Origin of the sequence: Paenibacillus sp. 598K, assembly GCF_003851045.1 — a bacterium.
Taxonomy (GTDB): Bacteria; Bacillota; Bacilli; order Paenibacillales; family Paenibacillaceae; genus Paenibacillus_D.
This window is the reverse complement of sequence record NZ_BFBX01000083.1, coordinates 12,268-33,049: the sequence shown is the minus strand read 5'-3', so window position 1 is coordinate 33,049 and position 20,782 is coordinate 12,268. Positions and strand designations below refer to the sequence as shown.

The following is a 20,782-nucleotide window of genomic DNA, read 5'->3' as shown; positions in this document are numbered from 1 at the left end:
GAAAATTAAAGTGAAAACGGGTCAAGGCAACACCATCTCAGTCAATGAGCGGCGACCTTGACCCGAGCTGTCCGGGGACACTAGGCTTCGGTAATTCTAACCACGACCGGCTGCCCGCTGCCGCACCGCCCGCGTCATCGTCTCCTCGTAGATACGCTTGTCGAGCGCGGCCAGCTCCCCGGCGTAGGCGTCCCATAACGGTTCAAATGCATCCGGCGGCTCCAGGATCAGCCTCGGCAGCTCCCGCCGCTGCAGCTCCTCGGCCCGGCTCAGAAATACTTCGGCGCGCGAGTCCAGCGGCAGCGGGATCGACCAGGCCGGGAACCATGGCCGCGCGAGCGGCTCGCTGAAGTAGCCGGTGAATGTGCTTGCCCCGTAGGCGTCCAGGATCCGGCGATCCCCTTCGGTATACAGCTTGTTGTACACCTCCGGCTGATTGCCCGGATAGTAGGCGTTGCCGTCCGCCAGCACGGAATTAATGCCATAGCGCGGCCAATCGGTGTCAAAATAGGCAAAGCCGTAGCTGCGGCTCAGCTCCGGGTCCTCGTGGTAGCGGATCTGCTCGTCCGTGTAATAGAACCGTCCCTGCGCATCGACACTGTACGTCTCGCCCTCGATCCCCCAGGAGACGAGGATCTGGCTCTCCTCCTTAAGCAGATGGTCAAAGTAGCGAATAATCCGCACCGGGTCCTCGGCTTTGACGGAGATGCCGATGCCATAATTGTTGACGAAGCCGGGCGGGTCCACATATTGATCCCTTGTTCCCTCGTCGAACACGAGCGGCAGCGGCGCATATCGCTTGTCGTCCACGCCAGCGGCCTTCAGCTGCTTGTCCGCCTCGGCGATCTGCCATTGGTAGCTGAAATACCCGAGCACATTGCCCGAGGTCAGCTTGTTTAGATATTGATCCTTGTTCAAGGTGAAGGACTCGGGATCGAAGAGGCCCAGCGCATGCATCTCGTTGAGCTTTTGCAGCCAGCGCTTCTGCTGCCCGGTGCCCGCGACGAGCTTGGCCTCGAGCGTCTGCATGTCGATCATCACAGGGCCATCGTTAGGATAGCCGTCGAGATGCATGGCCGGATTTTGCAGCGTGTAAAAGCTGTTCGTCATGCCTGCCGGGATGACGAAGCCGACCGTCGGCTTGCCATCGACGACAGGATAACGGTCGCGGTACTGCCGGATCAGCTCGACGTATTCGTCGAGCGTGCGAATACGGGGATAGCCGAACTCTCGCAGCACTGAGCGCTGGATGTAGAACGCCCCGCCCCGGATCTCTGCATCGGGCGTATAGCCCTGATGCGCCGTGAATGGCAGCGTATAGAGCTTGCCGTCCTCGGCACGCATCTGGTCGTAGTAAGGACTGTAGACGCGCTCGATGTTCGGCCCGTGCCAGGCGATCAGTTCGTCGAGCGGGATATAGGCCCCGGCATCGAGCAGCTGCGCCATCTCTCCGCTGGAGCTGATCACATCGGGATAATCGCCGCTGGCGACCATCACCCCTGCCTTGGTCGCGCTGTCGCCGGTCAGGTACTGCAATCGGAAGTCCACGCCCGTCTCCGCCAGCAGCCGCTTGCCGATGATCGTCTCGCTCAGCAGCGCATCTCTCCTGCCCTGCCCAAAATGAAAATATGTCAAGGTAACAGGTCGAAGATCGAGCGCATCCGGGTCCCCCGTCAATCGTACATGGGAGCCGTCCTCCTGCGTGCAGCCCGCAGCGCTCAGCAACGCCAGCAATACGGCCATTCCCCATAGACGCCGCCCTGTTTGTCTCATCCTTCCGCAGCTCCTTTCATCCTGTAACGGCATCCCTTGCCGAATCGCCCGCTTCTCCCTGCATCGACGCCTGCAGCGGCAACCGGATCTCGATCCGCGTCCCCTTCCCCTCTTTGCTGTGGATATGGAAGGTGAAGCGATCGCCGTAGATCAGCTTCAGGCGATAATACGTGTTTTTGATCCCGACCCGCTCTCCCATCGCATCGTCTCGGGCCAGGTAACGGCGGATCTCCTCGAGCTGTGCGGCCGACATCCCCGTGCCGTTGTCCTCCAGCGTAAATCGGAGCCGACTGCCCTGCCTGCCGACACGGATGCGGATGATGCCGATCTGCGGCATCGCCTCGATGCCGTGAAGGCTCGCATTCTCCACAAAGGGGAGGAAGATCATATTGGGCAGCTGCTCCTCCAGTACCGCATCCTCCACCTGGATGTCATAGTCGAACTGGTCATCGAACCGATATTTCTGAATCTCCAGGAAGGAGCGGATCGCACCCAGCTCCTCTCGCAGCGTGATCCACTCGCGGTGCCAGGAGATGGACTTGCGGAACATGACGGCCATGCTGTGGATGATGTCCGCCGTCTCCTCCTCGCCCTTGATGACGCTACGCATCCGTATCGACTCGAGCGCGTTGAACAGGAAGTGCGGGTTGATCTGACTGTGCAGCGCATGCAGCTGTGCCTGCTGACGCTTCAGCTCGAGATCCTTCCTCTGTATATCCGCCCGGTACACATCATTGATCAGCGTGTCGATCTGAGTCGTCATCCGGTTGAATTCGCTCGTCAACTGGCCGATCTCGTCGCGGGACGGCTCCTCCGGGATCCGCTCGAAGTTCTGATGCTTGACCTGCTTCATATGCTTGAGGATGCGCTGAAGCCGCTGATGGAGCGAGCGCGACATGCCCGTGAGGATGAGCGAGGGGACGACGAGGTTGATCAACGCCAATACGATGATGAAGGCGCGCGACTGCTGCACCTCCCGGAAGACGACGGCCTGATCGATGATGCCGTGCAGCGTCCAGCCATCGAGGTAGTGAATGCCGGCGTATGCCGTCTCGAACCGCTCGTCGTCGGCAGATATCGGGATATCCCCCAGCATGACGGGCTGGCCCGGCTGGGAAGCCGACGGGTCATTGCTCAACTGGACGCGTCCCCCCGGATCGACCAGATAGACGTTGCCGTCGAAGCCATGCTCGCGGACATTGGCGCGCATCCGCTCCATGTTCAGATCGATCTTGAGGATCTGACGATACCCGTTGGCCTCGTAGTTGTCCAGCCGCCGGACGAGGCTGAATGCGTCGTTGCTGCTGATCAGCGATGCGTATGGCACGAAAAACGAATTGAATTGAAGGTACCAGCCGGAGCGCTTGACCTCCTCGGTAAGCGGCTCGACATAACCTGTCAGGATGGTCGGGTTATCCGTGTACACCTTGTACTGCAGCTCGCTTAACAGACTTTTGTCCGGGTCGGAGAAGGCTTGCCGGATGTACGTATCGTAGGCGCGCACATATTCGGAGGGGCTTGCATACCGACGAGACAAGTATTCGTTAAATGTGCGATCGGCATAGAGGGCATACGAAAGCGCGGCCGCTTGATCGACCGCCGATCGCAAGGAGCCCTTGATGCTCTCGAGCGCCAGCGTCGCATCGCGGATTTTTTGACTCTGGATATGTCCTGTCGTCACCTGGTAGAAGATGACGTTCGTCAGGACGAGCGGCAAGAATACGGCCAACAGATGGGTAAGCAGCAGCTTGTCCCGCAGCTTCATATGATGCAGCAGACGTCTTATGCGCATGCGCCTCCCCCGTTCAGTCATGATAGCCGAGCCGTTCGCGGTATTCCACAGGCGAGATCCGCTCTCGCTTCTCGAACTGACTGGTAAAATAGTTCGGGACCGGGATGCCAACCTTGGCCGCAATCTCATACACCCGCAGGTCGGTCTGACGGAGCAGCCGCTTCGCTTCCTCCACCCGCAGCTCGAGCAGATAGTCGTTGAAGTAGACGCCGTACGTTTTGCGGAAGAGCTGACCCAGATAGACGGGATTCATGTAGAACTTGCCGGCGATACCCTTCAGATTGAGATTGTCCCGGAAGTGCGTATCGATATACTGCTTGATCCGATCAATGTCTCCCTTGCGCTGAGTCTGACGCAGCCTGGCGATCTGGCTGGCTGCCCGCTCGGTCATCTGTTGGAAATGCCGCCTCAACTGCGCTAGGCTCCAGGTCGGGGACGCGCGCTCCATCGTCTCCAGCAGTTGCTGCTCAATCTCGGCGTCTCCGCCCATCTGCCGGATGACGCCGATGAAGCGAACGCCTAGCTGGCCTAACCCGCTGATGACGGCCGCCAGGGCATATCGCTGCTCGCGGAACATCTGGAACACCGTTGCTGTAGCGTCTGACAGAGCGGCCCGGTCATACTCCTCCAGCGCTACCATCAGCTGCTCTTGCATCGACGGATCAATAGCGGCGAGACAAAGCGGTCGCTCCTTCACGTCCCCATAGCACACCAGCAGGCTGCCTTCCTCGGCGTACTTGTGCTTCATCGCCTCGGACGCGCTGTCGTAGGTGTGTCGCAGCTCGGCGATGCGCGCTACGGAGTCGCCGACGTAGAGGATCACTGTCAGCCGCAGCCTCGCCGCCATCCGGCACTGCAGCTGCTCCAGCGTCAATGTGATGTCTGCATCTCCAGACCCTAGCAGCGGCTCCTGGAGCAGTATCCCGAACAGCCCCGGCTGCCTCTCCAACACAGGAACGTCCAGCAGCAGCTCGTCGTCGGCGACGAGCTGCTCCCGGATGTGCCTGAGGCTGTCGGCCGTTAGCTCGGCCTCGGTCTGAACCTCCGCCCAGACGAAGAGCATCCGTCGCTCGTCCACCAGCCCGAGCGCTTCCGCATATCGCGCCTCTTCCTCAGGCTCCAGACGTTGTTGCACCAGCGTCTCGAGCAGCATACCCGATGTATTACCCTCTCCTGCAAGCGCTATCATTTGTTTGCGTCGCATCTTGTCTGCCAACTTCTCCAGCCGGCTAGCCAGCTCCATGACATCGATCGGCTTCAGGATGTAGTCCTGGACGCCGTAACGGATTGCTTGCTGCGCGTATTTGAACTCATTGTGCCCGCTGACGAGGATGAACTCCGGCGTGGCGCAAGCCTCCTCCTGCGCCAGTCGGACCAGCTCCAGCCCGTCCAGCACCGGCATCATTATGTCTGTCACGACCAGATCCGGCTCGAGTTGGCGGATCAGCTCCAGCGCCTCGCCCCCATGCTTGGCTTCGCCGACGACCGCGCAATCGTAGTCGCTCCATCGGATCAGCTTTTGCAGTCCCTTCCGCACGAACACCTCGTCATCCACCAGCAATACTTTGAACATAGCTGTAGCCCCCTGCACCCTTGCACATCTGTACCACATTTTACTGCGCGCGCAAGGATTGTACAATGAGCGGTTGTACATAGGCCACGATGGGTCGTTAGTACGAACCTTCCCGGTTTTTCTCGGTTTTTCTCGGTTTTCTTCGGATTTTCTAGCCTTATCGACAAATTCTTCGTCCGATTGTCACACCTTGATCAGAACGGAGGCACACCAAAAACAGCGCCTCTGCATACGGCGCCGTTTCGGTGGTGCGTTGTATAGGGCGCGCGCCTTCTGGATCGCGTCTGCATCCGAGCTACGATCGCCTGCGCGGCCCTGCCCTTGGAAGGGCCAGACTACACCGATGTCGACCGGTAGCTCGCTTGCTTGTGCTGCTTGGCAATAAACAGGATCTGTCCCATATGCTCCGAGTAATGCGCCGCGCATTGCAGCAGCATGTCCAGATGGGTACGATCCCTGCCTCTCACGACTTGAGTGTCTTCGAATTGCGCCTCCGTCATCCCTGTTACCGTACGGACGATCTCATCCATCGTGTCGCCGATCAGGGCAAGCGCCTCCTCCCGACTCATCCCGTCCTTGGCGAATTCCCGCTCCCGGTCACGCGTGATCGGCTCACCCCGGATGCCCTTCACGATACGCTCCTTCATATTGCCCTCGATATGGCGCAACAGGGCCGGGATGTTGTGACTATGCACGTCCGGGTCCCAGTTCAGTTGGGAGTCGTCGAGCTGCTCGATTGCCTTTTGCGTCCGCCGCTTGATCTCCTCGAACTTACGGATCAACCACTCGCGATAGATCGTCATGTTGATCGCCCCTTACCCGAGTTCAGATAATACAGGATGCCCGCCCGGTCCACATCGGCGAAGGCAAGCGGGTCTTGATCGAATAGCGCTTGCAGCTCGCCGACCGCCATCCACCTCACCTCTGACGTATCGTCGCCCGCTTCCAGCAGCTCGCCGCTTGCCTCGCAGCGGAAGTAATAGCCGAGCGAGTCTACGGGACCTCGCACCGTCTGATAGGCTGCGAACGGCCGCAAGCATTCCACAACAAAGTCAGGATTGATCCCTGTCGTAGCGACACGTGTCTCCTGACCTTCGATCGTAATCACATCTAGTCCGGTCTCTTCCTTCACCTCGCGGACCAACGCATCCAGCAACGGCTCGAAGGGCTCGATCCGTCCGCCGGGCAGCTCGAGCTTCCCGGGCGCATCCGGCTTCATCCGTCGCTGGATGACGATCTCACGCTTTCCATCGACCGCTCTTTCGATAATCGCTCTCGCATTCACATAGAACATCGGCTGCCTCCTCTCACGAATGACTAGCTACACCCGCGTCGCTTCATAGGTGATCATCTGTCCGGCACGCTCCGGCTGCCGCTTGTACTGGTAGTCGGCCGAGACGACGATGTCCGCAAATCCGGCCTTCTCCAGCATCAGCTCGAACTCATACACGCCATACCAGCTGAGAGGCAATCGCTGCAGCTCGGTTTGGAGCAGGCTGCCGTCCTTCCACTTCTCATACTTCAACAACGAGACGACGCGCTGCTCCAGCAGATCGCGCTCGATGCGGCGATCCTCCAGCACCAGCACCTCCTGATCCGGCGTCGTCCACGTCTTGGTGGAGTGGGCATGCTCCTGCACATCCGTTGGGATGAACAGATCCAGGATGAGTCGACCGCCAGACGTCAGGCAGGCTTTGAAATGCGCCAACGCAGTGATAGCCAGCGCACGCCCCTCGATAAGCTGGAACGACCCGCCCGGGATGATGATCGCCTCATACGGATGAGGCAGCTCAAAATCATACATCTCCTCTTGATACAAACGCGGCGTTAGCTGCAGCTGCGCGCACTGTCTCCTGCAGGAGTCCAGCATCGCCGGGGAATTGTCCAGCCCCTCCACATCCAGACCGGCCTGGATGAGCGGGATCATCACTCTTCCCGAGCCGCAGCCGACCTCGAGCACTTTGCCAGTCACGCCAGACAGACGCTCGGTATAATACTCCACATCGCCAAACGAAAAACCAAGCGGCTTGGTCAGATCATACACTTCTGTGCACAAGGCACCATAAGAGCTATACATGAAATTGAATCCTCCATTTACTTGGCTATGCGATATGCTACTTCAAACTCCTCTACAAACACACCGGTACCCGAGATATGGACCTCCAGCCCGTCGGGCTGCCGGTCGACACGGACATAGACTTTGCCCTCCCGGCCCAGCTCCTTGCCCTGCTCTACGACGAACTCGACCTGCTGACGATCCGGGTGGAGATAGGTCAAGTAGTAGGCGCCCATGACGCCTGAGGCGGTGCCGGTTACCGCATCCTCGATCGTGCCCGAATACGGGGAGGAGAAATGCCTTGCCTGCATCCGCAGCTCCTGCGGCCGTTCGTCGATGACGAAGGGATGGACCGAGGACCTCGGATTCTCGGCGAGGATGTCCGGGAAGTCCTGATTGACGGACTGCATCCGCCCGAGCGTCTCGGCGGAGCGGATCGGCACTAGCAGCGTCCAGGTGCCAGTGCTCCCGTAGACGACAGGCAGCCTGTCGTCTACCTCGTCCGTGGCAATGCCCATACTTTGCGCCAGCTTGGCCACCGACCCGTGGAACGGGAGGAATTGCGGCCGGTCCTGCCTCATCGTCACGACCAGCTCGCCGTCCTTCGTCTCAAAGGAAACCGGCAAAACGCCGACATTGGTCTCGATGACAATCTCATTCGTGTCGGCGTTGATCCGACCGGTTGTTTTGAGCGCATACGTCGCAGCTACCGTCGCATGGCCGCATAGATTGATCTCATGGCCGGGCGTAAAGTAGCGCAGCCTGTAGTCGGCTTTGTCCGATTGCACCACAAAAACCGTCTCATTGAAGCCAACCGCTTTGGCTATCGCCTGCATCTTCGCCTCGTCAATCGCATCTGCCTCCAGGACAACGCCCGCCGGATTTCCTTTCGTCTGCTCTGTCGAAAATGCGTTGTAGTGCAATACCTTCTGGCTGTTCATCGTATACCCCTCTCTCTTTAGTTGACCCGGAACCCTTGCATCCCTGCTCGCAATGCCTCGATGCCGCTCAGGACGCTTGCCATCTGGTTATCGTCGTTCATGTGATGTCGGGCATGCAAGAGTGCAGGACGCAACGACTCGACCGAATGACCGAAGGACTTCATCCACTCATATCGCGGTACCATCCAGGTATGAAAATGATGCGTAGTATGTAATCTGTCTTGGCATCGCGCGCCCTCCATTTCATCAGATGAGTTAGTTGATCAGATGCTGCGCTGCATCTCGATACGGAAGTCGGGCTTGGTCGTATACGCCATATACGTCACTTGATCGTCCCCGTCGAGATAAGCCTGGTACCGCGTACGGATCGCTGGCGCAGTGATCCGCTCGAGCACCTGCTCCCGATGCACCCACTCGCTCGCCGAAGTCTCGTCCGAGATGCCCAGCCTCCCGCCGACCGGACGACACAGATAATCAAGGATAACCTTGGTCGGGATGTGCGCGACGCCGCTATGTCCTGCGTAGGAGGAGGTGTTGGAGTAGACGCCGATCAGGCAGGACACCTCGATCTCGATCCCGCTCTCCTCGAGCACCTCGCGGACCAGCGCCTCGATCAGGCTCTCCCCGTTCTCCACCTGGCCACCGGGAAACACCCAGCCGCCTCTGTGATCCTGTACGAGCAGGATCTCCCCCTCAGGATTTTCTACAATGCCGCCAACCGCTACGATATGCAAAGGCATGTTCACGGGCTGGCCCTCCCTAAAGCGCTTGCTTCTCGATCTGCTTCATATGATGACGGTCGTGCCAGAGGAAGTCTTTGAGGTATACGGCGACAGCGAAGGGCTTGCCCTCGGCATCGGTGTATTCCCGATCGAACTTGTCCGCATCGTGACTGCGAATCTCCTCGATGATCGCCAGTCTGACTTGTCGAGTCCGCTGGATCAGCTCCTCCTTCGTCATCGCTCGCCCCTTAGCTACAGCCTGGGCGTTGAAGCTATCGAAGTCCAGATGCTGAAGCGTCAACGGACGATCTGCGGAGATGGGCAGGATCGCCGCCTCCAGGAAGTATTCATCCCATCCATACATATGGCTGACCACCTCATGGAGGTTCCATTTGCCTTCCTCCAAGGGCTTGGACCAATCCAGGTCCTCGATGCGCGTCAGGAATTGGAGCCAGTCTTGAAACTCGGCGAGCTTTTTTTCCTTTTTCATATGCATAACCTCCGGTTTGGTTGAATTAGGGAATCAATGATCCCCGACCAGAAAAGCTACTACCGTATCTGTATACCTGACCGGCTCTTCTGCTCGTGGCATATGCCCGCTGTGTTCGAAGTGAACGATGTCTCCATTCACAGCGAATCGGGCAAAGTCGTTCTGTTGTTGCTGGGTGCAGACGGGAGCATGTCTACCTTGAATGTGTAGACTGCGGTGCTGCGCCTCCGCGAGCTTGGAGTCATTGTACCATTATGTGTAACAAGCTTTAACTAAAGATTACATTAAATTGTGCGTCACAGTCCCTAATAGCGCTAAGAACTCTATGGCCTCCCGGTTTGTAATGTATCGCTTCATACTGATGCTCTACGATTAGCAAAAACCGCCCCTCGATAGGAGAGACGGTTTGCTTGAAGGGAGAATGCGTAATGACAGAGCTTGCGTCCGTCCCTAGTTGAACCGATACTCCGCCAGCACCTCGCCCCAGGACGACGGACCTGTTTCTACAAAACCTACGCTAGCATAAAACCGACGCGCCGTCTCGTTATCCGGGTGGTAGCCAAGCTTAAGGACGTCCGTACGATCCGGCTTTCTCTCGATCTCCTGGATGATCTGTGCCATCGCCTGCTTGCCGTATCCCCGGCTCTGATAACGTTCATCGATCATAAAGCGATAGATCCAGTAGTTGCGATCATCGGGATCAAGCCCGTACATCGCAAAACCAACCAAGGTATCTCCATGATATAGCGCCCGGACTTCGAATCCCGGAAGAAATTGAACCTCGGCGATCGAATACAAATTACTAGCGATGTGCCGCTCCTGTTCCGCGCTTACCTTCAGTTGCGCACATGCTTCCCAGTTACTCCCGTCTACCTTTCCTACACGAATCATCTGGATTCCTCCCATGTCGTGGAGCAACCCGGGTGGTTCTCCACGAGTTTATTTTAGGCTCACCGTTTCAACCGCTAGACATCCGTTTTTTGTATGCATATCACATCACTCCTCTCAAGTATGAATAACGAAAGATCATCCTGAATTGCCAAAAATCAGGGTCAGGAATAGAAGGATGAAGATCACTAACAAATATTTCATGAATCTGAACTTGATCTTTAACAGATTTTTTAGGCCTTCGCCATGGACGTAATAAAACACGCTCCCAAACACAACCGCAATCGCAAACGCAGTAACGAAGACCCATCCCAGTTCCAGTTGCTTCGATGAAAAGATAAAAAAGCACACGTAGACGAGTGATAAAAGCAGACCACCCAGATAGTACTTCACTCGTTCTGACCATCTGAATCGCGCTCTGTTCTTTATACCCTCATAGAAGCTTGCTAGTGACAATAGCAAAACTCCCCCGAACACAATCCAAATGATTACCATATGTGATCGACCCTTAATCTTCTTTTATACAATCAAGTTTTCTGCCCATAGTGCTTTAACCATTTCGACTTGATAATTGGACTGAATATTTTTCCCGCGCGTAACAAGGCTCCATAACTCTTTATTCGATCTTTGAATGTTGGATGCATCCTGTTTGAAGAGCGCAATCGCATGCAACGCATATTGCTTGTTCAAGGAATGGGGTCTTTTATTGTACCGACCCGGCTTTACTCCCTTGACCAGCCCCTCCTCGCATATGCCCAAGAATGCTGTTCGCGGACATCCCTTTGCCTGTCCCCAGCTACCTTCGCCAAATTGCTCGCCCGTAGCGATGTACCAAGCTTCTACGGGGCTTTCAGTTCTGTTAGATTGCATGTACCTTACCGCGTTAAGTGCGGACTTTGAATATTTGTCCATCATGCTCGCACTCCTTATCAATTAATCTTTTTCACTTCGCCAACTGATGTTCCTCGATCAACTCGATGCATCTTCGATGGTCCATATAGTCTCTGATCTGTTCTTTGATGTTGGGGAAAAGGACGATCTCATCCAGCCTGTCGATGTCGATCCACTTGACTCCGGTTTGATTGGGGTCCGGCCTAGCCGGGAGGGCGGGCACGCCTCGGGTAATCTTGCACTCGAACATCAAGCTCAAGCTATGTCCCTCGCCGTAGATATAAGCATTGGCATGAGGCGCATACTCGTACATGAAGGCCAACGGCCCGACATCCACCTCGATATTCGCTTCCTCGTGAGCCTCGCGCTTGACCGCTTCGATGATCGACTCGCCTGGCTCCGCTCCGCCTGCGGGCAGATTGTAATGAAGGCCAGTCGTCTCGTCGTCGAACTCCACCAAAAGTATCGCATCGTTCTCGATAATTAGCGCACACGCTCTCACACGGATATGAGCCATGCTTCACCTCCCATGCTCGATTATGGAATTGTCGTTACTTGTACATTTGCACATACCACATGTTGAACCCTTGTTTCTCGTAGAAGCGAACCGTGTCTGACCAATTGCGGTTTGACGACCCGACCAGCATTCTTGTCACGCCGTCCGCTTCGCCTCTCGATTGCAAATACTCGACTAATTGCTGCCCTACGCCCTGCGAGCGATAGCTCGATTCGACGTAAACTTCAAAAACATCTATATACCGCTCCTCTTGAGCAATGACAGGCTGGGCCTGACCGATTCGGATCTCTCCGAAGGTATACCCTATCATCTTCTGGTCCGCTTCCGCTACAAAGAAGTAGCCGTTCAGCCGGTGACGTAACTTCTCTACCGACCAGGATACATTCTCATAGCCTAGCGTAAGGCCCTCCTTCGCCCACTGTTCAGACAAGCTGACAACCTGGGCGAGGTCAGTTTCGTTACATTCGCGAATAATCATGATTGAATCGCCCCCGATGCCGTTCCTCTTTGGAAGTTCGCTTTTAATTCTGGCCTAACTAACTCTTACCAGCTACTCATAGTTCACGGTAAGGATCTTTCCGCTTGCTATTTTTTTATTCGTAATCAGCTCAAACTCGCCGCCAACCTCTAGCAGATGATTAGGCGCTTCAGGGCTGTCATGAAACAAAAAATAGAGTTTTGCTCTAGCTGTTCTATATGTATTCGGAAGCTTGATCATTTCGACCACTGCGCTCCACAATCCATGTTTCTGTTCCGGGTCATGCCGAAATACAATGGGCGTAGAAAAGTTGTCTTTCACCAGTTGCTCTTGCCCGCCTTCTGCACCCGTTAAAAAGTAGAGGTCTACCATGGCTATCTTTTTCATTGGAAAGCCCTCCGACACAAACGATGAAGTCTCCCTATTATACCAGAATTATGTAAAAAGTCTTAGTCAAAAATAGAAGCGCCCGCCACCCACAAAAGGTGACAGGCTCTCCTACAGATCCCTATTTTAGTTTGATGTTACGCGAACTTCCCCAACCTGCGGAACCCATGACGTCGCGGATGCCGGAATCTCGAATTTGATATACGCCGTGCCAGCCGGCAGCGCGGATGCTTCGATGATCCGCTTGGACCACGGATAACCGCTCGACGCCGGCTCGGTGGAGAGGACGGTCGGCGCCACGCTCGTCCAACTCGCGCCATCCGGCGAGGCATAGACGTTCAACTGATACGTGCCTTCGTAATATAAGGTCGCCTGCAAGGAGTGGATATCCGAGCGTTGATACACCCAGTAAGCCGTCTGGCCGTCGGTGCGACGGACGCGTCCCGCATCCCCATCCGCAATCTCATCGGCATAGGAGCCATCAACAATCAGATTGTCGCTGCGCGATGCCATCCAGCGGAAGTTGTCCATGCTGTCCGTAAGGACGTCCGGCCCGCTGGACGCGCCGGAGACGATCTCCAGTTTGCCGAGCTGAGGCACCCAGTCCAGCACATTGGTGTCCAGGAAGACGATCTTCAGATAGTTGGTGCCCCAAGGGACATCGTCCGCGCTCAGACGCATCCGCCGCCATGGCGCGTTCGTCTGTAGATCCTCAGCCACTGCGGCCTCGACACGGGTCCAACTGCGGTTGTCCGGCGAAGCATAGAAAGCTAGCTCGGCCGAGCTCTCGTAGTACAAGGTCGCCGCGAACGACTGGATGTTGAGTCGATGATACGTCATATACTGCTCCGTGCCGGAGGTTCTGCGGACACGTCCGGCGTCGCCGTCCGCGATCGTCGCCGCATACGAGCCGTCGATGACCAGCGCAGAGCTGCGTTCGAAGATCTTATCGAACGAGTCCAGCTCATCCGTCAGCAGCTCATTGGCGCCGTTGCCCGTCAGGTTATCCAGCACCGCCCGCCGCGCCGCCGCGATCGCGGTAGTATCGCTGTTGTAGCTCGTACCGGTGGCGATCAGCGCCTGGGCGATATTGTGCGCCAGATCGGGCCGCGTCTGGGCCAGCATCGACAGCAGCTCGCGGTCCTGGATGCCCTCCAGCTCGGCTTCGCCCCGGATCGACTCGTACAGTCCCAGATTGACGCGGTCCGGATAGGCGATCCACCGGTCGCCTGGGGTCGGAGTATCCGCCTCCTGCAATACATCGTCGAGACCGTAGACGGCAATCTCTGCCAGCTGCATCCGATAGGCGCCTCCGTCGTGCGGGTTGGCGCGCAGGCCGGTCGCATGGATGCGAACATAACGAGCGCTCTGCGGGGCAAAGGAGAAGCTCGGCGCTTCATCGTAGATGCCCGGCTTCGCATGTCCAGTCTGCGTTACGACCGTCGTCCAGTTCGTCTGATCGTCGGAGATGTCGATCGTGAAGTCGACCGGAAATCCATAGCCCCTGTTGTCGCCGTCGTCGCGAGGGAACATCGTCACCTTGCGAATCTCGGTGCTCTGTCCCAGGTCGACGCTCACCCACTCGGTATGATTGACGCCGGTCGAGGCATTGCTGCTCCAGCCCATCGAGCTTGGCAGCGTACTGATGACCCCGTCCGTCAGATGAGCGGTCGACCAGCCGCCCGCCTCATAGGAGCTTGAGGCGGCGACCGGCTGATTGCCCGAGGCCGAGTTCAAATTCCAGAAGTTAAAGCCCCAGTGCAGGTAGCCCTCGATGCCATGCTGGAACGTATACCAGTGCGGCAGCAGCGTCTTCGCCAGCGGCGCGTCGATGTTGCGCACGAGATAATCCCAGGTCGGATAATTGCAGATGTAGAGCCAGATCGACTGGCCGAAGTCCTGCCTGATCTTGTGATAATCGGCTTCATAGTCATAATTGCTCTGCTTGACGACATGGACATCCAATGTGTCCTCAAAGTCGTAGGTCGGGACAAAGTTGGCTTCCAGCGTGCGAATGCCCGGCGCTAGCGTATGCACCTTGTCGTAGAACCAGTTGTTGTCCTCGCGATCCTGGTCGTTGATTGGCTCGTCGCCGCCGCTCTGATAGAACAACAGATCCCAGCCCTTGCTAGCCAGATGCGCCTTCAGTGCCGGCAGGTAGATATCCAGCCACTGCTCCGCCGCACTCGACTGCGCTGGTACGTAGACAGCCTGCGGCTCGCCCTGCACCTCCTGGATCGTACGCACCTGGTAACGATCGCCCTGCTTCATCATCAGACTGGAGCCATGCAGTTCCTTCATCGCGCCCGCATCGATGAACAACTGCACGAACTGGTCAAACTTGCCCCAGTCGAACGCGTAGCCGCCGGAGGCATCGATCTGCACATCCGGCACCAGGTAGCCGACAGGGTCCACCCAGATGACGTTGTTGCGATGCTTCTTCATATAGTCTGCGAAATGCGCCATCACCGTCCACCAATCGGCCGAAAACTCCGTGATGCCGTATTGATAGCGGAGCGCCTCCAGTCCGACAGGCTCGCCGCCAGCCGAGGAGAACCAGTTGTCCACCCGATAATCCGAATCCTTGGTATCAGGCACGGTCACGCCATAGACCTGGACGCGAACCGGTACGGCGGCGCTGCCTTCGTCGGAGATGAGCTGAGCGGTTCCGGTATACAGACCTGCCGGGGCGCTCCGCGACACATAGACGCTGACCCAGATCGCACGGGTCGTATCAGCTGGCAGCTCGGCGAGAGCCGAATCATGAGTGATGCGGTCGGGGTAGTCCATGCTGCCGTCCGGCGCCAGCACCTGCTCCTCCGTTGGCAACAGATCGGTATGCTGCGGCAGATGGATCGTATCGATGAAGCGGGCGCTCACCTGCTCGGCAGGGATCTGCGCGCCGCCAGGACCGCTCAATGCGCCAACCGTCACCTGCAAGTTATGATGGGCCTGCGAGGAGCGTACGCCGATCTGGCCGGCGCGGTATTCGTTGCGCGCGGCGATCAGCTCCAGCGCAACAGCTGGCTGATCTGGCACGGGCGTCGACTTGAACAGCTTGACCAGCGCATCCGAGGGCCACGCTGCCAATGGCGTAGCCTCCTCGGCTACAGCAGGTGGCGAGAGCGGCATCAGCCCTCCCGACAACAACAAGGCCATTGCAAGCAGAAGGGCAGTCAACTTCTTCATCCTATGTCATCTCCTCTTGTCAGGTAGCGACGGAAGACTCATGCTCCCACAACGCCCCGTTCACATAGATGGTCTTGCCATCAAAAAACGAGCTGTCCAGCCGATACGCAACGATGATTTCGCTCGGGTGGCTTACGGCAATAAAGACTTGCTCGCCCTGCCAGGTGATGGCTACCTTCACCTCGCCATGAGGCGTAGGAATCGTGCCTCCGAGCTCGCCGAGCGACTCGCTCGGCCTAGGCGCGATCAGCGTCTCCCGGAATCCGGGCGAGAGCGGCTTCACCCCGAGCACATAGGCTTGCAGGATCGCCGAGATCCAGCCCGACCAACCGTGGCAAGCGCTATTCAGCGCATCGCCCTTGGCGAACTCAAAGAAGGATCGCAGCGGGAACTGACCGTTCTCCGCATCAAGCATCTCCCAGAAGGTGCCCGGCTCCTGCGCCAGCATCGTCCCCCAGCAGCGCCGGATTAGCTCAATCGCCTCCTCGGTCTGATCGAGCAGCAGCCTGGCTTCGACCTCATAGCCATTAATGAACGGCCAGATCTGCCGATTATGCGGCCACATGAAGGAGAGCGTCTCCTCCGAAGTCAGCTTCTTGCCCGGGAGGTACTTCTCGAAATGCCCGCAACCCTGGAGCGGAACCGCCCGCTCCACCTTGCGATCGGTCGTCGCCGAACCGTAAGGCGTCCACATATGCTGTTGCAAATACTCCAGGATCCGAACAGACATTGCTGGCTCAGCGATTCCAAATACGATTGCATAGCCGTTCACATCGCTAAGCACCACCTCGACGTCCTCCAGATTGACGAGGTCCGTGAATACGCCTCTCTCCTCGTCCCAATATGTCGCTAACAGATGACGGCGTGTGTTATCCGCCCATCCGCGGATACGGTCGGCGCGATCTGTCGCCCCCATATGCTCTTCAATCCGAGCGGCGCATTGCAGCGCATGGTAGAGGATGCACTGGGTCGCAGCGCCGTAGCCGTCGCGCGGGAAGGTCCACATCCAGGTCGTATCGTTGTACAGAAAGGAGCGCTCGTCCAGCCGATACTCCAGCCAGGCCACCAGGGAACGGTAGCCCTCGTACATGCGGCTCAGGAACGCGGCATCAGCGGTAAACAGGTAATGCTCCCAGATCGAGATAATCCACCACAGGTTGTACTCGCTGAACGCCTGACGCGAAGCCGCGCTGCCAGGGATCAGTCCGTTGCTCTCCTGTAAACGGTGGAACAGATCCAGACTGCTCTTGACCGTCTCGTCGTTGCCGAAGGCGTAGTAAATATTAAGCGCCTCTGTGCGGATATCCCCGATCCACGCCTCTCTATCGCGGCGCGGGCCGTCGAAGATCACATAGTCGGAGTACACGCTCTGCCAGTTCTCCACGAAGAGCCGGTGCTCCTCAGGAAGCTGGCTACGGAAGGTGCTGGCGAAGCGGGAGCGCTGCAGGCATAGCTGCGTCGTATAGGCGCCGGTGTGCCACAGCTTCTCCCAGAACGGCTCCGACGCACGGAAACCTCCGCGATAGACGCATGGATAAGCGGAGAACTTGACGCCGATGCGGCGAATCTCCGCAGTACATGGGGCTGGCAGCGCCGAGGTGCTGCGAAGCTCCACAGACATGTAGCGCAGCGCGATATATTCCTGGTCCACCCAGAGTACGCCATCCTTGGGCATCGGGACGACCATCGTTTTGATCAGCGCCTCCTGGAGCGGACCGTAACGGATGACCAACTCGTCAGCGGTATGATGGCCCATCTCCAGATAGAGATAGCCCGTTGTCTTGATGCCGAAGTCGAGCAATACAGAGGGCGCTTGTCCTCCATCCGTCGCAAGATAAGCCCCCGTATCAGAGGCCTCCGTCATATAGACAGCGCCCCGCACCTGTCCATCGCCTTCATCGATATGGATGATTGTTGGGGTTAAATAAGCCACGTCTCTCCTCGCTCCTTATCCTTTGACTGCTCCGACGGTCAGGCCGCCGATAAAATACTTTTGCATGACCGAGAACGCCAACATCAGCGGCAAGGTCGTCAGCACGCACGCAGCGAACAATTGGTTCCACTGGGTCGGATTTTCCCGATCGCCGAGGAAGCGGATCATCACCAGCGGCAACGGCTTGGCATCATGCTGCGAGATGAATACGAGCGGGTACAGAAAATCGTTCCAGATCCAGACGCCTTGGGTAATGACGACCGCCGTCGTCGCCGGTAACAGCAACGGGAACACGATCACCCAAAATCTGCGCCACAGGCTGGCGCCGTCCATCACTGCCGACTCCTCCAGCTCGTAAGGCACGCTGCTGCGGATAAAGCCAGTGTACAAAAAGGTCGAGAACGGCAGACTGCATGTCACAAACATAAATATGCTGGCGAGCTGCCCGTTCGATACATGCAGCGAGTGCATGACCGTATAGATGGGGATCAAGGCCATCTGTCCCGCCACGACCAGGCCAGACAAGAAAAACATCGAGAAGAAGTTGCTCGTCCGGGTCCTCAAGCGGGCCATCGGATAAGCAGCCGCAGCCGCTAGTAGCACAATAGCTACGACAGATACGCTCGTCAGCAGGATACTATTGCCTAGCGCCACAGGGTAGTCCATATTTTTGAAAGCGACCTTGTAGCTACCCAGATCGATACGGGCGAAGAGCTGGAGCGGCGACGCCGAGTCGCGCGGCGCCCGTAGCGAGCTGGAGAGGACGATGAGCAGCGGGAACAAGCTGATGACGATGGTGGCGAGAATCGCCGCATTCATCCAGACATGACCGATACGTTGACGCAGCTTCATGCGCTCACCTCCTTCGTGCGCAGGAAATGCACCAGTGCAAAAGTAGCGATCGAAATGAAGACAAAGGAAATAACGCCTAAGGCTGCCGCCTTGCCAAACTGGCTCTCGGTGAACGCCATCCTGAACATATCGAACATAAGCGTGCGCGTCGACTTGCCCGGACCGCCCTGCGTCATCGTATAGATGTAGTCAAATTGCTTGAGACCGTTCACCAGACCAAGCGACAGATTGATCGTAATTGCCGGCGCGATCAAGGGAAGCTTGATATGCCGCAGAATATGCCAGCTCCGGGCCCCATCGATCTGCGCGGACTCGACGAGCTCACCCGGGACGGACTGAAGGCCCGCCAGATAGATAATCATAACGCCGCCGAATCCCTTCCAGACATCGACGATGACCGTTGCCCACAGCGCCGTCGAGGCGTCGCCGAGCAGATTAAGCTCGAGATCCGCGAAACCTACGCTCTGCCCCAGCAAGGCCAGCATGCCATAGTCCGGCAGATAGATGAAGCCCCAGATGAAGCCGACGACGATCGTACTGAACAGCGTCGGCAGATAGGTGAAGGTGCGGTATATCCCTCTTAGCCGCAGCTTGGCATTGAGCAACAGCGCCAGTCCGAGCGCTAACAGATTCGTCAGGATGATGGAGGCGACCGTGTATTGGAGCGTATTGCCCGCCGAATTGACCAGCGTCCCATCCTTGAGCAGCGCACGATAGTTGTCGAGGCCAACATAGTTGTACAAGCTGCCAAAGCCGTTCGTATCAGTCAGACTGTAATGAAAGGTTAAAAGGATCGGTAAAATCCAGAATGTAACATAGACGAGCAAGCCCGGAACCATAAACCAGTAGATGGATCGTTTGAAAACGGCATTCATTCTTGCTAACTCCCTCTCGCTGGATATGAAAGAAAGGGGCGACTCCTGCATCCCCTTTCCTCTGTGAAACCTGATTAATTCGTCACTTTTTTGCTAAGCTCCGCCATCTTGAGGTCGGCTGCCTGGAGCACGTCCTCGACGGTCGCCGCCCCGGTGATCAGCTCCTGGTACTTCGCGACCAGCTCGTCGACGACGCCTGCCGGCCATCCTTGATTGCTAAAGGCATACGAAGGGTTGGTCTGGAACAGGGAATAGAAGTTCTGATACAGCTCGCTACCGTTGAAGGCCAGACCGTTGTATGTTGGAATCTGGCCGTCATTGTAGCTCACCCATGCCTCGAATAACGGCGATCCTTCTTCATACATATACTCCAAAATACTGACGATGGTATCGTAGTTCTCCGTCTTGGCGTTGACGAAGGTGCCCCCGCTCGGCGCGGCAGACAGAGCCAGCGGTTGACCCGCATCATTGCCGGGCAGCGGGAAGAAGCCTCGCTCGAAGTCGGCCGCGCCTTGCTGCATGACATTGGCGTTGGCCCAGTTGCCGTCGATCGTCATCGCTGCCTTGCCATCGATGAACATTTGCTGCGCCTGTGTGTTGCCTGCTCCAAGCGAGTTCTTCTGCACATAACCCGCATCGTACAACTCCTTGTAGCGTGTCAGCACATCGACCCAGGGCGAGTCGGCAAAGCTGGCTTCGCCTGCTACCATCTGCTCGTCCAGATCGGGAATCGTTGGATAGACCATTGAGGCTGCCAACTGATACAGTCCGAACTGGATGACGTAGGCGTCCTTATCGCCGGAGACGATCGGCTGAATGCCTGCCTCCTGCAGCTTGCGACACGCCTCTAGGAATGCAGCCCAGTCCTGAGGCGTCTCCTCGATGCCAGCCTGACGGAACAAGTCCTTGTTGTAATACACGCCTAGAATATTCACGCCGGACGGGATCGCATACTTCGCTCCACCTACTGCAAAGGCATCGACAACGCTCGGGTTAAATTTGTCCAGCAGCGCCAGTTCGGACAGGTCTTTGGCAAAACCCGGCTTGATGACCTCGAGCGACTGCATCTTTGGCCAGTAGAAGAAAATATCCGGTCCTTCTCCGGTCGACATTCTTGCCTTCAAGGTGGTAATAAACTGATCCTGGGGAAGCAGCTCCGACACAACCGTTACATGCGGGAATTTCTCTTTGACCAGCTCTGGGAAAATTTCCGTATTGAAATCCTTGCGATCGGTCGACGCATTGCCTGGACCTAGCATCGTAATCGTAATCGGCTTTGGACCGTCGACCTCCTTGGTTCCGCTTACATCTTTTCCTGATGGCTTGTTGCCGCTGCAGCCAGCCAATGTAATTGCCAGCAGCAGCGCAAGCATAGCCAATACGCCTTTCTGCTTCACTTGCATGACCTCCCTGTACCTTCTCTTT

At 57.1% G+C, this 20,782-nt stretch carries 19 protein-coding genes and 1 pseudogene; all 20 read right to left on the bottom strand.

Features of this window, described 5'->3' with window-relative positions; genetic code table 11:
• Positions 1-96: 96 nt before the first annotated feature.
• Positions 97-1,773, bottom strand: a complete 1,677-nt coding sequence (locus tag PA598K_RS22405) for an extracellular solute-binding protein (protein WP_128659100.1) — start codon at positions 1,771-1,773, stop codon at positions 97-99.
• Between the two features lie 16 nt (positions 1,774-1,789).
• Entirely contained in the window at positions 1,790-3,565 is a 1,776-nt protein-coding gene (locus PA598K_RS22400) for a sensor histidine kinase (protein ID WP_260405548.1), read from the bottom strand.
• Between the two features lie 13 nt (positions 3,566-3,578).
• Positions 3,579-5,138, bottom strand: coding sequence for a response regulator transcription factor (locus PA598K_RS22395; RefSeq protein ID WP_185602171.1), 1,560 nt, complete (start codon positions 5,136-5,138; stop codon positions 3,579-3,581).
• Between the two features lie 335 nt (positions 5,139-5,473).
• Complete coding sequence (locus PA598K_RS22390; protein WP_128659098.1) at positions 5,474-5,941, bottom strand: DUF1572 family protein; 468 nt, start codon at positions 5,939-5,941, stop codon at positions 5,474-5,476.
• Positions 5,938-6,432: an NUDIX hydrolase gene (locus tag PA598K_RS22385; protein ID WP_128659097.1), complete on the bottom strand. Its 495-nt coding sequence runs from the start codon at positions 6,430-6,432 to the stop codon at positions 5,938-5,940. Before PA598K_RS22385 ends, PA598K_RS22390 begins: the two co-directional genes overlap by 4 nt.
• A 27-nt stretch (positions 6,433-6,459) precedes the next feature.
• Positions 6,460-7,215 (bottom strand): class I SAM-dependent methyltransferase, encoded by a 756-nt coding sequence (locus PA598K_RS22380; protein ID WP_128659096.1) that lies wholly within the window; start codon positions 7,213-7,215, stop codon positions 6,460-6,462.
• 17 nt (positions 7,216-7,232) lie between these two features.
• A complete protein-coding gene (locus PA598K_RS22375; protein WP_128659095.1) occupies positions 7,233-8,135 on the bottom strand; it encodes a PhzF family phenazine biosynthesis protein in 903 nt (300 codons plus the stop codon).
• A gap of 17 nt (positions 8,136-8,152) precedes the next feature.
• A pseudogene (locus tag PA598K_RS38160) lies at positions 8,153-8,344 on the bottom strand (HIT family protein); the annotation flags it as partial.
• Between the two features lie 54 nt (positions 8,345-8,398).
• Positions 8,399-8,875: an NUDIX hydrolase gene (locus PA598K_RS22365; RefSeq protein WP_307719892.1), complete on the bottom strand. Its 477-nt coding sequence runs from the start codon at positions 8,873-8,875 to the stop codon at positions 8,399-8,401.
• A 19-nt stretch (positions 8,876-8,894) separates the two neighbouring features.
• A complete protein-coding gene (locus tag PA598K_RS22360; protein ID WP_185602170.1) occupies positions 8,895-9,347 on the bottom strand; it encodes a DinB family protein in 453 nt (150 codons plus the stop codon).
• A gap of 450 nt (positions 9,348-9,797) precedes the next feature.
• The gene (locus PA598K_RS22355) at positions 9,798-10,238 is read right to left on the bottom strand and encodes a GNAT family N-acetyltransferase (RefSeq protein ID WP_128659092.1); all 441 of its coding nucleotides are present in this window, start codon (positions 10,236-10,238) and stop codon (positions 9,798-9,800) included.
• 516 nt (positions 10,239-10,754) lie between these two features.
• On the bottom strand, positions 10,755-11,150 hold the full coding sequence (locus tag PA598K_RS22350) for a DUF6979 family protein (RefSeq protein WP_128659091.1): 396 nt from the start codon (positions 11,148-11,150) through the stop codon (positions 10,755-10,757).
• A 28-nt stretch (positions 11,151-11,178) separates the two neighbouring features.
• Complete coding sequence (locus PA598K_RS22345) at positions 11,179-11,643, bottom strand: NUDIX domain-containing protein (RefSeq protein ID WP_128659090.1); 465 nt, start codon at positions 11,641-11,643, stop codon at positions 11,179-11,181.
• A 34-nt stretch (positions 11,644-11,677) separates the two neighbouring features.
• Entirely contained in the window at positions 11,678-12,121 is a 444-nt protein-coding gene (locus PA598K_RS22340; protein WP_128659089.1) for a GNAT family N-acetyltransferase, read from the bottom strand.
• Between the two features lie 72 nt (positions 12,122-12,193).
• A complete protein-coding gene (locus tag PA598K_RS22335) occupies positions 12,194-12,508 on the bottom strand; it encodes a hypothetical protein (RefSeq protein ID WP_128659088.1) in 315 nt (104 codons plus the stop codon).
• 126 nt (positions 12,509-12,634) lie between these two features.
• Entirely contained in the window at positions 12,635-15,697 is a 3,063-nt protein-coding gene (locus tag PA598K_RS22330; RefSeq protein ID WP_128659087.1) for a glycoside hydrolase domain-containing protein, read from the bottom strand.
• Between the two features lie 19 nt (positions 15,698-15,716).
• Entirely contained in the window at positions 15,717-17,630 is a 1,914-nt protein-coding gene (locus tag PA598K_RS22325) for an alpha-L-rhamnosidase-related protein (protein WP_128659086.1), read from the bottom strand.
• 15 nt (positions 17,631-17,645) lie between these two features.
• On the bottom strand, positions 17,646-18,482 hold the full coding sequence (locus PA598K_RS22320) for a carbohydrate ABC transporter permease (RefSeq protein ID WP_128659085.1): 837 nt from the start codon (positions 18,480-18,482) through the stop codon (positions 17,646-17,648).
• Positions 18,479-19,357: a carbohydrate ABC transporter permease gene (locus tag PA598K_RS22315; RefSeq protein ID WP_128659084.1), complete on the bottom strand. Its 879-nt coding sequence runs from the start codon at positions 19,355-19,357 to the stop codon at positions 18,479-18,481. The genes PA598K_RS22320 and PA598K_RS22315 overlap by 4 nt, the downstream gene beginning before the upstream one ends.
• Before the next feature lie 74 nt (positions 19,358-19,431).
• Positions 19,432-20,754, bottom strand: coding sequence for an ABC transporter substrate-binding protein (locus PA598K_RS22310; RefSeq protein WP_185602169.1), 1,323 nt, complete (start codon positions 20,752-20,754; stop codon positions 19,432-19,434).
• Positions 20,755-20,782 lie beyond the last annotated feature (28 nt).